Genomic DNA, 14,890 nt, shown 5'->3' on the forward strand with positions numbered 1-14,890 from the left:
CGCCCGGGGGGATGGCAGGGGTGCTCCCGCCGGGACTCCAGTGAAAGGCCCGCCTGGTGCGGGTCTTTCCGTTTTCCCGGGGCCGTTCTTCCCGGAGCCGCCGCGGATCGCCCCGGTCCTCCCGGAGCCGCCGCGGATCACCCCGGCGACCTGCCGCGGTCAGCAGAACGGAAGACTATGTTCCACAGCTATAGTGGGGGCATGGAGACGACCCCGGCCCCGATGAGCGGCCGCAAGGCCCAGGCCGCCCGGAACGACCAGGTGATCCTCGAAGCGGCGCGGGCGGTCTTCGTCGCCGACCCCGACGCCCCGATCTCGGCGGTGGCCGAGCGGGCGGGGGTGGGCATCAGCGCGCTCTACCGCCGCTACGCCGGCAAGGAGGACCTCCTGCGCAAGCTCTGCTCCGACGGTCTGCGGACCTACATCGCCGAGGCCGAGGCCGCCCTGTCCGACCAGGACGACCCGTGGGAGGCGCTCGCCGGTTTCATGCGGCGCGTCGTGGACGCCGACGTCCACTCCCTGACGATCAACCTCGCCGGGACCTTCACCCCGACCGAGGAACTGGGGCGTGAGGCCGCCCGCGCCGGCGGGCTCGCCGAGCAGGTCTTCGACCGCGCCGTCCAGGCGGGTGCCGTACGGCCGGGCCTGAACACCTCCGACATGTCGCTGATCTTCGACCAGCTCGCCGCCCTCCACCTCGGCGACGAGGAGCGCACCGCGCAGATACGGCGCCGCCACCTCGCCCTGATGCTGGACGCCCTGCGCCTGACCTCGGCCCCTCCCCCGCCCGGCCCGCCGCCGACCGCCGAGGAGGTCACCCGCCGCTGGACGGCCCGCTGACCCGGGCGGCGGCGGCCGCGGTGGCGTCCCACTCGGCCTCCAGCGCCGGCAGCAGCGCCTCGGCCCGCGGGGTGAGATGGACGATCCGGGTGCGGGCGTCCTCACCGGGGGCGAGCGCGACCAGGTCCTGCCGGGCCATCTGGGCGACCTCGGCGTCCAGGAGGTCGATCAGGTGACGCAGGCGGGTGCCGAGCAGCTCCGGCCCGGGGACGGGGAAATCCACTCGCCCAATGTAACAGCGCTGTTGTATTTTCGGGATCCTTCGCCCAACCGCGCCGTCACACCGTACGGCGCACCACCGAAGGGAACCCGACATGACCCGGCCCCCCGCTCCGATCGAGCCCTACGACCACGGCATGCTCGACGTCGGCGACGGCAACCTCGTCCACTGGGAGGCGTACGGCAATCCCGAGGGGAAGCCCGCCCTCGTCGTGCACGGTGGCCCGGGGGCGGGGTCTTCGGCCCGCCACCCCCGTTCCTTCGACCCCGAGCGTTACCGGATCGTCCTGTTCGACCAGCGAGGCTGCGGGCGCAGCACGCCGCACGCGAGCGACCCCGCCGCCGACATGAGCGTCAACACCACCGAGCACCTGCTGGCCGACATGGAACGGCTGCGCGAGCACCTGGGCATCGACCGCTGGCTGCTGTTCGGCGGCTCGTGGGGATCCACGCTCATCCTCGCCTACGCCGAGCGCCACCCCGAGCGGGTGTCGGAGATCGTCATCCCCGCCGTCACCATGACCCGGCCTTCGGAGACCGACTGGCTGTACCGGGGCGTCGGCCGGTTCTTCCCCGAGGCGTGGGACCGGTTCCGGGCCGGCGTTCCCGAGGCCGACCGCGACGGCGACCTGCTCGCCGCCTACGCCCGGCTCATGGAGCACCCCGACGCCGAGGTGCGGTACAGGGCGGCGACCGACTGGCTGGCCTGGGAGGACGCGGTGATCTCCATGGAGCCGAACGGCAAGCGGGGCGCCTACAGCGACCGGCCGTCCGACGCGGCGATGGCGTTCGTCCGGATCTGCGCCCACTACTTCTCCAATGACGCCTGGCTGGAGGATGGTGTGCTGCTGCGCGAGGCGCACCGGCTGGCCGGCATCCCGGGCGTGCTGATCCACGGCCGCCACGACCTGGGCAGCCCGGTCTCCACCGCCTGGGAGCTCGCCCAGGCCTGGCCGGACGCGAAGCTGGTCGTCGTCGAGGACTCCGGCCACACCGGCAGCGACACCATGCGCGACGAGATCCGCGCCGCGCTCGACCGCTTCGCCGTACGGTGAGCCTCCGGCGCGTGCCGGAGAGCCGGTCACCCCGCTCTCCGGCGCGCGCCGGTCTCCCCGGTCTCCGGTGTTCCCGCGCCCGTCGGCCACCCGTCTCCGCTGGATCGGTCCAGGTCGGCGTGAGCTGCGAGGACGGTCCGGCCGGTCCGGCCGACGGGCGAACCGGCCGGAATCCGTCATGAAATAAAGCCGAAAATCCCGAACAAACCCTGATCTCCCCGCGTCGAACGACGGGGAGATCATTCCCTGGCTCGTCCGAACGATGAGCGACGCAAGACGATGGGATGGGTAAGTGCTCAAGCCGACAAGCAGGATCATCATCGCCGCAGCCCTGTCCGCGGGCGCGGTCATGGCGAACCCGGCGTACGCCGTGGCGGCCTCCTACACCCCGGAGGGCGTCTGCGGAGCCGGGTTCGCCAGGGTGAACGACGGCAGCCGGGTGGTCAAGACCTCCACCGGCAGGGTCTACGGCCGCGTCTACCTGCTGTACAACCGCAGGACCGGTTTCAACTGCGTGACCACCATCAAGTCGAGCTTCACGGGCAGCGCCACCCGGACCGTCGCCCAGTTGCAGGTCAAGGGCGGGGGCACCAAGGGCGAGAGCGGGGCCTACAAGTACTACGCCGGCCCGGTGAAGCTGTACGGCAAAGGCCACTGCGTGAAGTACTGGGGCGCCATCAGGCCCAACGGCCACGACCCTCGGGTCGCGAGCGGCGGCCGGACCTCCTGGGGCAACTGCGGCTGACGGCCGCCGAGGAGCGCACCGCGACCCGAAAGGCCGCGCCCCGGACGGGCGAACGGGCGCCGGCCGACCGCCGGTGTCCGTCACCCCGCTCATACGCGGGGGGGGCGGTGCGCCCGGCCGTCCGCCGGGCGCACCGCCCCCCGCCTCCGCCTCCGCGGAGAGGTGCCGTGATCAGCTGCAGCCGCTGGTGGAGCCGCAGCCCTCGCAGACGTAGCAGCTGCCGGCCGGGCGCATCTTGGTGCCGCAGGTCAGGCAGAGCGGCGCGTCGGCGGTGCGGCCCTGGTGGGACTCCAGGGAGCCGCCGCGCTCCGGCCCGGTCTCGGCCGCGGGGGCTTCCGCTGCGCCGGCGTCCTCGCCGGACCTGGCCTGCTCGATCGGAGCCGAGGTGGCCAGCTCGGCGATGACCTCGGCGGTGTGCAGCGCGGCCGGGTCCTCGCCGCGCTGCTGGGCGGCCCGCTCGGAGGCGGAGAAGATGCCCAGGGCGGCCCGCTCGTCGTAGGGCAGGTAGTCCAGCGCCAGGCGGCGGAAGATGTAGTCCATCACCGAGGCGGCCATGCGGATGTCCGGGTCGTCGGTCATGCCCGCCGGGTCGAAGCGCATGTTGACGAACTTGCTGACGTAGGTCTCCAGCGGCACGCCGTACTGCAGGCCGATGGAGATGGCGACCGAGAAGGCGTCCATGACGCCCGCGAGGGTCGAGCCCTGCTTGGACATCTTCAGGAAGACCTCGCCGAGACCGTCGTCGGGGTAGGACGAGGCGGTCATGTAGCCCTTGGCGCCGCCCACGGTGAAGCGGGTGGTGGTGCTGGGGCGCTGGTTCGGCATCCGGCGGCGGGTCGGGCGGCCGACCTCCACGATCTGGACCTGCGGCTGCGCGGCCTGCTCGGCGGGCTGCTCGGCCGTCTTGTCCTCGGCCTTCTTGCCCGCGGCCGACAGCGGCTGGCCGACCTTGCAGTTGTCGCGGTAGACCGCCAGGGCCTTGAGACCGAGCTTCCAGCCGGCCATGTAGACCTGCTCGATGTCCTCGATCGTGGCCGACTCGGGCAGGTTGACCGTCTTGGAGATGGCGCCGGACAGGAACGGCTGGACGGCGGCCATCATGCGGACGTGGCCCATGGGGGCGATCGCCCGCTCGCCCATGGCGCAGTCGAACACCTCGTAGTGCTCGGGCCGCAGGCCCGGGGCGTCCACGACGTGGCCGTTGGCGGCGATGTACTCGACGATCGCCTCGACCTGCTCCTCCTGGTAGCCCAGGCGGCGCAGGGCCCGCGGGATCGTCTGGTTGACGATCTGCATGGAGCCGCCGCCGACGAGCTTCTTGAACTTCACCAGGGCGAGGTCGGGCTCGATGCCGGTGGTGTCGCAGTCCATCATCAGGCCGATGGTGCCGGTGGGCGCCAGCAGCGACGCCTGGGCGTTGCGGTAGCCGTTCTTCTCGCCGAGCTTCAGGCACTCGGCCCACTGGCGGGTCGCCTCGGCGTGGAGGGCCTTGTCCATGGCCTCCAGCGTGCGCAGGTCGTCGTTGGCCGCGGCGTGCTTGCGCATGACGCGCTTGTGGGCATCGGTGTTGCGGGCGTAGCCGTCGTACGGTCCCACGACCCCGGCCAGCTCGGCGCTGCGGCGGTAGGAGACGCCGGTCATCAGCGAGGTGATGGCGCCGGCGATGGCCCGGCCGCCGTCGGAGTCGTAGGCGTGGCCGGTGGCCATGAGCAGCGCGCCGAGGTTGGCGTAGCCGATGCCGAGCTGGCGGTAGGCGCGGGTGGTCTCGGCGATCTTCTCGGTCGGGAAGTCGGCGAAGGTGATGGAGACGTCCATCGCGGTGATGACCAGCTCGGTCACCTTCACGAAGGTCGCGACGTCGAAGCCGTCGTCCTCCTTCAGGAACTTCAGCAGGTTGATGCTGGCGAGGTTGCAGGAGGAGTTGTCCAGGTGGAGGTACTCCGAGCACGGGTTGCTGGCGGTGATGCGGCCCGTCTCGGGGCTGGTGTGCCAGTCGTTGATCGTGTCGTCGTACTGGACGCCCGGGTCGGCGCACTCCCAGGCGGCCTTGGCCATCTTGCGGAACAGGTCGCGGGCGTCGACCGTCTCGATGACCTCGCCGGTGAGGCGGGCGCGCAGGCCGAACCGGTCGCCGTCCTCCACCGCGCGCATGAACTCGTCGGAGACGCGCACCGAGTTGTTGGCGTTCTGGTACTGGACGGAGACGATGTCCTTGCCGCCCAGGTCCATGTCGAAGCCGGCGTCGCGCAGCGCGCGGACCTTGTCCTCCTCGCGCGCCTTGGTCTCGATGAACTCCTCGACGTCGGGGTGGTCGACGTCCAGGACGACCATCTTGGCCGCGCGGCGGGTCGCGCCGCCGGACTTGATGGTGCCCGCGGAGGCGTCCGCGCCGCGCATGAAGGAGACCGGGCCGCTGGCCGTACCACCGCTGGAGAGCAGCTCCTTGGAGGAGCGGATCCGGGAGAGGTTCACGCCGGAGCCCGAACCGCCCTTGAAGATCACGCCCTCTTCCTTGTACCAGTCGAGGATCGACTCCATGGTGTCGTCGACGGCGAGGATGAAGCAGGCGCTCACCTGCTGCGGCGAGGCGGTGCCGACGTTGAACCACACCGGCGAGTTGAAGCTGAAGACCTGGTTGACCAGGGCGTGCTTGAGCTCGTGGTCGAAGATCTCGGCGTCCTCGTCGGTGGCGAAGTAGCCGTTCTCCACCGCGGTCCTGGTGTAGACGCCCACCACGCGGTCGACCAGCTGCTTGAGGCTCCACTCGCGCTGCGGGGTGCCCACCGCGCCGCGGAAGTACTTGGTGGTCACGATGTTGGCGGCGTTGACCGACCAGGACTCGGGGAACTCCACGCCCCGCTGCTCGAAGTTGATCGAGCCGTCCCGCCAGTTGGTCATGACGACGTCACGGCGCTCCCAGGACACCTCGTCGTAGGGATGCACCCCGGGGGTGGTGAAGATGCGCTTCATCTTCAGCCCCTTGCGCAGTCGCCTGCCCCCGCTAGCGGCCGCGCCGCTGACCGTCTCCGTCATGACTTCCCCCTTCCGGGGCCCCGCTTCGCGGAACCCACGAGTCGGACCACATCAACGCGCCGCTCTGGCCCCCGGCGCCCGGGGTTTGAATTCAGTCCTGCTTGGCGGAGCGTTCCGCGCGCAGCTGCTCGATCTCGGCCTCGAAGTCGGCCAGGGTCTCGAAGCCGCGGTAGACGGAGGCGAACCGGAGGTACGCCACCTCGTCCAGCTCACGCAGCGGGCCCAGGATCGCCAGCCCCACCTCGTGGGCCGCGATCTCGGCCGATCCCGTCGCCCGGATGCTCTCCTCCACCCGCTGGCCCAGCTGGGCGAGGGAGTCCTCGCTCACCGGACGCCCCTGGCAGGCCCGCCGCACGCCGGCGATCACCTTGTCCCGGAAGAACGGCTCGGTCACCCCGCTGCGCTTGCTGACCATGAGCAGGACGGTCTCCTGGGTGGTGAACCTGCGGCCGCATTCGGGGCACGTGCGCCTGCGACGGATGGCACCGCCGTCGTCGGTGGACCGGCTGTCGATGACCCGCGTGTCAGGGTGACGACAGAACGGACAGTGCACGCGGGTCGCCTCCTTGGCCTGCCGTGACCCCGCGCCCTGTGCTTCGCCTCGTGCGTCCCGCAAATCCCATGGCAGGGGCGCTCGCGCGCGTCTTCCAAAGGTCGAAATGCGGTAACGAAAACACAATCTATGGTGAACTTCACCGGTGGAGCCACTAGATGTTGTGGTCCAACGGTAGGAGGGTCGGACCATGAACGCAAGTCAGCCGGACCCCGCGCGCCGAAGTCGCTGATCAGCGCGCCGCCCCGGCGTGTCGCCCCCTCCTACCCCACCGGTCACGGCGGTAACACCCCCCATGCCGCTTTTCATCCTCACGACTCACGACGCCGTCGCGTCCCGGCGGTCGCCGGGACGCCGGGGAGCGCCGTCACCCTCCGGGGCGTGTCGCCGCGGCGATCACGGCGCCGCCCGCCAGGGCACGGCGTCGCCGCGGGCCGGGGCGCGCGAGGAGTCGGCGCACCCCGGATAGCCGACCCCGAGGGTCGCGTCGACGCGGGGAGCGAGCCACAGCGCCCCCAGGGTGACGAGCGTGAGGGCCGCCAGCACGACGGCCCTGCCCCGCCGGGTGAGCCGGACCGGCGCACCAGGGTATCGGACGTTCCCCGGCGGCCCGGGCCTGCGGCCGGGCCGCCGCCGGGACCGTCGCGCCGCCATCTCCGCCGCGGTCGTCTTCATATTGACCCCACCCCCTCCGACCTGGTCGAACACACGTCGAGGAAAGATCGGTGAATCGAACACGATGTCGATCGAACTCCCGTACGATGTTGTACACCACGCCGTCGGCCATTTCGAGGAAGACTCGAACAGTTGTTTGAACATGATCTTCGACGGCGGTACGGTCGCTGTGTGCGACACGGGCAATACAGACCGGGAGGCAAGGAGATCGCATGAGCGAGCACCACGAGAACGGTTCGGCCGTCAACGACCTGGCGGTGCGCAGACGTGACTCCCTCGGCCTCACTCCCAGGCAGCGGAAGATCCTCGAGGTCATCCGCGACTCGGTCCAGCAGCGCGGTTACCCGCCGTCCATGCGGGAGATCGGCGAGGCGGTGCAGCTCACCAGCACCTCCAGCGTGTCGCACCAGCTGACGGCGTTGCAGCGCAAGGGCTACCTGCGCCGTGACCCGCACCGTCCCCGCGCGCTCGAGGTGCGTCTCCCCGGTGAGCCGGTGCTGTGGGTGGACCCGGATGCCGCCCAGGAGACCGTCAACCGCCCCACCGCGGCCTATGTCCCGCTCGTCGGCCGGATCGCCGCCGGCGGCCCGATCCTCGCCGAGGAGAGCGTCGAGGACGTCTTCGCCCTGCCCAAGCAGCTCGTCGGCGAGGGCACGCTCTTCCTGCTCCAGGTGACCGGTGACTCGATGATCGAGGCCGCCATCGCCGACGGCGACTGGGTCGTCGTCCGCCAGCAGCCGGTGGCCGACAACGGCGACGTGGTCGCCGCGATGATCGACGGCGAGGCCACGGTGAAGACCTTCAAGCGCAAGGGCGGCCACGTCTGGCTGGTCCCGCACAACCCGAACTACGACCCGATCCCCGGCGACGAGGCGACCGTCCTGGGCAAGGTCGTCGCGGTGCTGCGCAAGCTCTGACCCTTCCCCGGAAGAGCGGGCCCCGGTCTCCACCGGGGCCCGCTCCTTTTCACGTGCCGGCCGTCCCCACACGCGCCCTGCCGCCCGGGGACCGCTTCACGCGCCGGTCGTCTTCGTGCTCGATGCGAGCCCGGGCCGGCCGGGGACCGTCCGGCCCGCGGGCCGCCGGTCCCCGGAATGGAAGCGCCCGCCGTACGGACGTCCCGGAGGCTCAGGGGACGATGTTGACCAGCTTCGGCGCGCGGACGATGACCTTGCGCGGGTCGCCGTCCAGGAAGGCGCGGACCTTGTCCGAGGCCAGCGCCAGCGCCTCCAGCTCGGCCTCGGAGATCTCCGGGGAGACCTCCAGCCGGTCGCGGACCTTCCCCGCGACCTGCACCACACAGGTGACCGACTCCTGGACCAGCAGCGCCGGGTCGACCACCGGCCAGCCCGCCCTGGCCACCGGCGCGGGGCGGCCCAGCCGCTCCCAGCCCTCCTCGGCGGTGTACGGCGCGACCAGCGACAGCATGACCGCCAGCGCCTCGGCCGCCTCGCGGACAGCCGGGTCGGCGGCGCCGGGACCGGCGTCGATGGCGCGGCGGGCCGCGCTCGTCAGCTCCATCAGGCGGGCCACCGCGACGTTGAAGCGGTGGGACTCGGCCAGCTTGGTCACCTCGTCGACGGTCCGGTGGGTGAACCGGCGCAGCTCCAGGTCACCGGTGGAGACGTCGGCGCCGGGAGCCGAGGCCGCGCCGGCCTCGGCCATGACGCGGAACGCCCGGGCCAGGAACTTCTGCGACGCGGCCGGGGAGACGTCGGCCCAGTCGATGTCGTCCTCCGGCGGACCGGCGAACACCACGGTCAGCCGGACGGCGTCCACGCCGTAGGCGTCGATCTGCTGGCCCAGGTCGACGCCGTTGCCCAGCGACTTCGACATCGCCTTGCCCTGGTTGATGACCTGACCCTGGTTCAGCAGCCGCCGGAAGGGCTCGGTGAAGTCGACCATGCCCATGTCGTGCAGGACCTTGGTGAAGAACCGCGCGTACAGCAGGTGCAGCACCGCGTGCTCGACGCCGCCGACGTACTGGTCGACCGGCCCCCACAGGCGCAGCTTCTCCACGTCGAACGGGCCCTCCTCGTAGGAGGGGTCCACGTAGCGCAGGAAGTACCAGGAGGAGTCGACGAAGGTGTCCATCGTGTCGGTGTCCCGTCGCGCGGAGCCACCGCACTTGGGACAGGCGACCGTGACCCAGTCGTCGGCCGAGGCCAGCGGGGAGACGCCCTTGGGCGCCAGGGCCTCGCCGCGCATGTCGGGCAGGGTGACCGGCAGCTGGTCGTCCGGGACCGGCACCTCGCCGCAGTCCGGGCAGTGGATGATCGGGATCGGGCAGCCCCAGAAGCGCTGGCGTGACAGCAGCCAGTCGCGCAGCCGGAAGTTGACCGCGGCCCGGCCGGTGCCGCGCCCGGCCAGCACCCCGATGATCTTCTTGATCGCCTCAGTCTTGCTCAGCCCGTCCAGCGGGCCGGAGTTGACCAGGGTGCCCTCCCCCGCGGTGGCGACGCCGGTCTCGCCCGGGTCGGCCAGGCCGGTGTGCACGACGACCTGGACCGGCAGGTCGAAGGCCCGGGCGAAGTCCAGGTCACGCTGGTCGTGCGCGGGGACGGCCATGATGGCGCCGTGGCCGTAGTCGGACAGCACGTAGTCGGCCGCCCAGACCGGCATGCGCTCGCCGGTGACCGGGTTGATCGCGTGGCGGCCCAGGAAGACGCCGGTCTTCTCCTTCTCGGTGGACAGCCGGTCGATGTCCGACAGCTTGGCCACCTCGGCGCGGTACGCCTCGAACGCCTCCCGCTGCCCCTCGGAGACGATCTCCTCGGCCAGCGGGGCGTCCGGGGCGACCACGAAGAAGGTCGCGCCGTACAGGGTGTCGGGGCGGGTGGTGTAGACGGTGACCGGCTCGTCGCGGCCCTCGATCGCGAAGTCGACGTCGGCGCCCTCGGATCGGCCGATCCAGTTGCGCTGCATGGTCAGCACGCGCTCGGGCCACTCGCCCTCCAGCTGGGCCATGTCGTCCAGCAGCCGGTCGGCGTAGTCAGTGATCTTGAAATACCACTGGGTCAGCTCGCGGCGGACCACCTCGGCGCCGCACCGCTCGCACCGGCCGTCCTTGACCTGCTCGTTGGCCAGCACGGTCTGGTCGACGGGGCACCAGTTGACCAGGCCGCCCTTGCGGTAGGCCAGGCCGCGCTCGAAGAAGCGGGTGAACAGCCACTGGGTCCAGCGGTAGTACTCGGGGTCGCTGGTGTGCAGGCGGCGCGACCAGTCGAAGGAGACCCCGTAGCGCTTGAAAGAGTTCGCCTGGGTGTCGATGTTGGCGTAGGTCCACTCGGCCGGGTGGGCGTTCCGCTTGATCGCGGCGTTCTCGGCGGGCAGGCCGAAGGAGTCCCAGCCGATGGGGTGCATCACGTTGTGGCCGCGCTGCAGCCAGTAGCGCGCCACCACGTCACCGATGGCGAACGCCTCGGCGTGGCCCATGTGCAGGTCGCCCGAGGGGTAGGGGAACATGTCGAGCACGTAACGCCGCTCGCGGGTGTCGGCCGGGTCGTCGTCGGCGCGGAAGGGCTGCAGTTCCTCCCACCGCCGCTGCCACTTGGCCTGCAGTGCCTGCGGGTCGTAGTGCTGCTCGTCGCTCTGGATGTCGGCTCGCTCGCTCACGTCAATCTTCCCTCGGTATACGTATGCGTAGGTGATCTGACCCATCCGGCCCAATAGAAAAACCCTTCGCGTTCACGCGAAGGGCAGCCGCACCGGCAGGGCGTCTAGCCCCGGGAAGGCCGGTGCGGCCCGGTAAGCAGCAGGGCCGCGGCACGCATACGTCAAGACTATCGCAGTTCGCAAGCCGTGTTCATGGCCCGGAGAACCTTCGTCCTCGGCGAATACCCGGCGCCCGGGACCGTGGTCCGGCACAATGGACCGGACCGCCGGATACGGGCGGGCCGAGATCCGATGGCGATGCGTCCGTTACGGCCTCACCTGCCTCGCCCGTTTACTCTTCTCACCGTGGCACACTCAGTCGAGCCGGGGCAGGGCCCGGACCCCTCCGAGGCCGGCCTGCCGTTGCAGGACCCGCCGACCGATCCCACCGGCCTTCAGTTCCGGGGAGGATTCTCCCGTTTCCCTGGGAACCATCCCGCCCCGCATGAGACCATGCCCAATACCCACAATTCGGGCGTCCGCGCAGGAGGTACGGAAGCAATGGCTTCGGAGCAGTCCAGCCAGTCGAGCCTGCCCCCGGCATGGCCGCAGCCGGCCGACCCTCCCAGCTGGACGGACGACCCCCTCGGCACCGGCCCGCGGCTGCCCCGCCCGCAGGACGTCTCCCAGGCCGGCGGCTCCGGGCAGACCTCACCCGGCAACGGCTGGCAGGCCGCGATGGCGCAGAGCGACGACGCCTTCCGGCAGCAGTCCCCCGGTCCGCAGGCGCCCGGCTCGCAGGCGCCCGGCCGGCAGACCCCGGACACGCGGCAGCCCGGCGACCAGGGCGGCGGCTCGCAGCCCGGTGGCGACTCCTGGCGGACCGGCGTGCCCGGCAGCGGCTCCTGGCAGCAGGCCTTCGGCGCGCAGCCCCCGGCCGACCCGCAGGCCCCCGGCTCCCCCTCGGGCGGCGAGCCTTGGCGGACCGGCCCGCCGTCCCGGGACGGCTCCGGCGAGAGCGGCGGCTGGAACGCCGCCTCCCAGTCCTCCGGCACCGGCTGGCACGCCGAGCCGGGCGCGACCGCGGCGATGCCCGCCTACTCCCCCTCGCCGACCAACCCGCCGGGCGCGAACCCCGGCCCCTTCGACCGGCGGGACCCTCTCACCGACGCCGACCCGTTCAACCGCGACCCGCGGTCCAACCCCGATCCCTTCAACCGCGACCCGCTGTCCAACGCCGACCCGTTCGGCACCCGCGACCCCTTCCGCCCGTCCCCGGACGGCGGCCCGGCGGGAAGCGGCCCCCAGACGGCGGGTGCCCCGCCGGAGGCCCCGCCGTACCCCGCGCCCGGCCAGAACGGCCCCGGCCAGGGAATGCCCCCGCAGGGCATGCCGGGTCGGGGAATGTCCGGTCAGGGCGGGCCCGGTCACCCCTTCCCCGGCGGCGACGGCGGACCGCAGCAGGACCCCCGGCAGGGCCCCGGCCAGCCGGGCGGCCACCTCAGCCGCGACCCCTCCGACCCCAACCGGCCGTTCGTCACAGCGGGCCAGATCAGCGGTCCGAAGACCCCTCCGCCGGAGCGCCAGCAGGAGCTGTGGGACACCGTCTTCGGTGACAACTACCAGGCCATGAGCGACGATGACGACCTTGAGGACCGCGGCAGGCCGGTCTGGATCTACGCGCTCGCCGGCTCCGCCGTGATCGCGCTGGTCGGCGTCGTGCTCTGGGCGTTCCTCGCCGGGCCGCTCGCCTCCGGCAAGGAGGACGAGACCGCCGCCCCGCAGGCCAAGCCGTCGTCCGCCGCGAAGAGCCCTCCCAAGAGCGGCTCGGTGCCTCGCCTGCCGCGCTTCCCCGGCAAGGCGTCCCCGGTCTCCGGCGCCCTGGTCGACCAGGGCGCCGCGATCAGCGTGCCCAGGCTCGGCGGCCCCTGGCGGCTGGACCAGCGGCCGGTCGTACAGACCTCCTACGGCTTCGACACCCGCCAGTACGTCCCCGCCGGCTCCGACGCGGCGGGCAAGCCGCAGTTCGCCCAGGTGATGTCCGGGCCGCTCTCGGCCCGGATGAAGAGCAAGTACGTCGACGGCAGGCTCGCCCCGGTGATCAACGCGGTGGCCTCGGCGGCCCGCAGCAAGTTCTTCCCCCAGGGCAACACCGCCCGCAAGACCGCCCAGCAGACGCTGAAGGTCGGCGGGCACCCGGCGCAGCTCGCCGCCTACGAGATCACCGCCGGGGAGACGAAGACCACCGTGGTGGTGGCGGTCGTGAACACCGGGGCCCAGCTGCCCTCGGTCGTCTACATGTCGGTGCCGGACAGCAAGAAGGAACTGCTGCCCGACATCAACACCGTGTTCAAGTCGATCAAGCCCGCGACCTCGTGATCTGAGGGCCCCGGGCCCCCAGGCTTCCGGGGTCCTCCGGGTCAGAACTCGCAGGTCATGTGCTTGATGCCGTTGATGAAGCTGGAGTAGAGGCGCTCGGGCCCGCCGCCCTCGATGTTCGGCACCCGGCGCAGCAGCTCACGGAACATCACGGTGATCTCGCGGCGGGCCAGGTGGGCGCCGAGGCAGAAGTGCGGGCCCGGACCGCCGAAGCCGACGTGCGGGTTGGGGCTGCGGGTGATGTCGAAGCGGAGCGGGTCGGTGAAGACGCTCTCGTCGCGGTTGGCCGCCCAGTAGTAAAGGACCACCTTCTCCCCCTCACGGTAGAGGTGGCCGTTCATCTCGTGGTCCCGCGTCACCTTCCGGCGCATGAAGTTCACCGGCGAGGCCAGGCGGACGATCTCCTCCACCGCGCCGGGCAGGCGGCCGTCGAGGTCCGCGAGGAGCAGGGCGCGCTGGTCGGGGTTGCGGGTGAGCAGGCGCAGGCCGTGCGAGATGGCGTTGCGGGTGGTCTCGTTGCCGGCCACGACCAGCAGGATGAAGAACGAACCGAGCTCCTGTGCGGTGAGCTTCTCGCCGTCGATGTTGGCGTTGACCAGCGACGAGGTGAGGTCTCCGGTGGGCTGTTCGACCCGCGAGGCCGCGAGGTCCTGGACGAGCCGCTGCAGCTCCATCCCGGCGGTGAGCAGCTTCTCGGCGACCGAGGTCGCGTCGCCGCCGCCGTACTCGGGGTCGAAGCCGCCGAGGATCACGTTCGAGCGGTCGAAGACGAAGCCGTACCGGTCCTCCGGGATGCCCATCATGTCGCAGATGATCTTCAGTGGGAGCTTGGCCGCGACCTCGGTGACGAAGTCGCAACCCGGACCGGTGGCGATCAGGTCGTCCACGATCCGCGCGGCGGCCGCCTCGACGTCGACCTCGAACTGTTTGATCATCTTGGGGGTGAACGCCCGGGAGACGATCCGGCGGAGCCGGGCGTGCCGCGGGTCGTCCATGTTGATCATTGACCCGAAGTACTCGGTGAACTCCGGCGGCATGTCCGGGATGTTGGTGGCCCCGCCGTCCCCCGAGCAGAAGACCTCGGGCGTACGGCTGGCCTCCAGGATGTCGGCGTGCTTGACCAGCGCGTAGTAGCCGGGACCGCGCGGCGCGAAGGAGACCTCCGGCTCCTGGTAGAACGCCGGGCTGGGAAGCTCGCGCAGCAACCGGAAGGCGTGCTCCCGCTCCGCCATGGGCCTGGCCCAGAAATCGTAGTCGGAAAGATCGAAGTCGCTCGCGGAGACGATCGGCTTCCGCTCGGCTGGCGTCACGCTCATAGTGCCCATCATTTTCTCAGGTCTTGATCGGGTCAATGGAGTGTCGACAGAAGTCGCAGGTGAAACGCTCGACACCGTTGACGAGGCCGACGCGGAGACGGTTCGGGGGACGCGGAACGGCCTGCCGTTTCAGCGAAGCGGACCTGCGCCGGCCGGGCGCGCGGCGACACGAACATCCCCCGCCATCGACGGCCCGGGGAAAGCGACGTCCAACGGATCGGCATCTTCCGGTGAAACCGCCACACCAGCCTCCACTAGAACAGAGTTCGGTTTTTCGATCCTGCCACACGATCTTCCGGCCGACCAGACCGGGACGGCAGGAAGATCGGCCCGGCGTGACGGACGGCGACCCGTGGAGCCCCCACGGCTTACGGAAGCCGCCTTCACGACAGCCTTCCGCCTGCCGGCGTGCGGGAGGTCGTCCGGGCTGCCGAGGTCACGAGAACCGCCGACACCGATGCGCCTCCGGAGGAGATCGTCG

11 protein-coding genes are annotated in these 14,890 nt (G+C 71.2%); 5 read left to right on the forward strand and 6 right to left on the reverse strand.

What is annotated here, in order from left to right; genetic code table 11:
- Nucleotides 1-201 precede the first annotated feature (201 nt).
- On the forward strand, nt 202-840 hold the full coding sequence (locus tag IEZ10_RS06765; protein ID WP_229811012.1) for a TetR/AcrR family transcriptional regulator: 639 nt from the start codon (nt 202-204) through the stop codon (nt 838-840).
- Here IEZ10_RS06765 and IEZ10_RS06770 read toward each other — a convergent pair.
- Complete coding sequence (locus IEZ10_RS06770; RefSeq protein ID WP_189245565.1) at nt 815-1,063, reverse strand: hypothetical protein; 249 nt, start codon at nt 1,061-1,063, stop codon at nt 815-817. The genes IEZ10_RS06765 and IEZ10_RS06770 overlap by 26 nt on opposite strands.
- Nucleotides 1,064-1,154: 91 nt before the next feature.
- On the opposite strand from IEZ10_RS06770, the gene pip reads away from it, so the two are divergent.
- Nucleotides 1,155-2,114: a prolyl aminopeptidase gene (gene pip, locus IEZ10_RS06775; RefSeq protein WP_189245566.1), complete on the forward strand. Its 960-nt coding sequence runs from the start codon at nt 1,155-1,157 to the stop codon at nt 2,112-2,114.
- A gap of 292 nt (nt 2,115-2,406) precedes the next feature.
- Complete coding sequence (locus IEZ10_RS06780) at nt 2,407-2,859, forward strand: hypothetical protein (protein ID WP_189245567.1); 453 nt, start codon at nt 2,407-2,409, stop codon at nt 2,857-2,859.
- Between the two features lie 171 nt (nt 2,860-3,030).
- Here IEZ10_RS06780 and IEZ10_RS06785 read toward each other — a convergent pair whose 3' ends face one another.
- The 3 genes from IEZ10_RS06785 to IEZ10_RS06795 form a co-directional block, all read right to left on the reverse strand.
- Entirely contained in the window at nt 3,031-5,892 is a 2,862-nt protein-coding gene (locus IEZ10_RS06785; protein ID WP_189245568.1) for a vitamin B12-dependent ribonucleotide reductase, read from the reverse strand.
- A gap of 91 nt (nt 5,893-5,983) precedes the next feature.
- Nucleotides 5,984-6,445 carry a transcriptional regulator NrdR gene (gene nrdR / locus IEZ10_RS06790; RefSeq protein WP_179826633.1) on the reverse strand — a complete coding sequence of 154 codons (462 nt, stop codon included), beginning with the start codon at nt 6,443-6,445 and terminating at the stop codon, nt 5,984-5,986.
- A gap of 396 nt (nt 6,446-6,841) precedes the next feature.
- Nucleotides 6,842-7,120, reverse strand: coding sequence for a hypothetical protein (locus tag IEZ10_RS06795; RefSeq protein WP_189245569.1), 279 nt, complete (start codon nt 7,118-7,120; stop codon nt 6,842-6,844).
- A gap of 212 nt (nt 7,121-7,332) precedes the next feature.
- Between IEZ10_RS06795 and lexA the strand changes: the two genes are divergently transcribed.
- Complete coding sequence (lexA, locus tag IEZ10_RS06800; protein ID WP_229811013.1) at nt 7,333-8,037, forward strand: transcriptional repressor LexA; 705 nt, start codon at nt 7,333-7,335, stop codon at nt 8,035-8,037.
- A gap of 211 nt (nt 8,038-8,248) precedes the next feature.
- On the opposite strand, the gene leuS is transcribed toward lexA, so the two are convergent.
- Nucleotides 8,249-10,735, reverse strand: a complete 2,487-nt coding sequence (gene leuS / locus IEZ10_RS06805; RefSeq protein WP_189245570.1) for a leucine--tRNA ligase — start codon at nt 10,733-10,735, stop codon at nt 8,249-8,251.
- A 540-nt stretch (nt 10,736-11,275) separates the two neighbouring features.
- On the opposite strand from leuS, the gene IEZ10_RS06810 reads away from it, so the two are divergent.
- Entirely contained in the window at nt 11,276-13,093 is a 1,818-nt protein-coding gene (locus IEZ10_RS06810) for a hypothetical protein (RefSeq protein WP_189245571.1), read from the forward strand.
- A 41-nt stretch (nt 13,094-13,134) separates the two neighbouring features.
- Here the strand turns inward: IEZ10_RS06810 and IEZ10_RS06815 are convergent, their stop codons facing one another.
- Nucleotides 13,135-14,409, reverse strand: coding sequence for a cytochrome P450 (locus tag IEZ10_RS06815; RefSeq protein ID WP_229811014.1), 1,275 nt, complete (start codon nt 14,407-14,409; stop codon nt 13,135-13,137).
- Between the last annotated feature and the right edge of the window lie 481 nt (nt 14,410-14,890).

Origin of the sequence: Streptosporangium pseudovulgare, from assembly GCF_014648055.1 — a bacterium.
Classification (GTDB): domain Bacteria; phylum Actinomycetota; class Actinomycetes; order Streptosporangiales; family Streptosporangiaceae; genus Streptosporangium; species Streptosporangium pseudovulgare.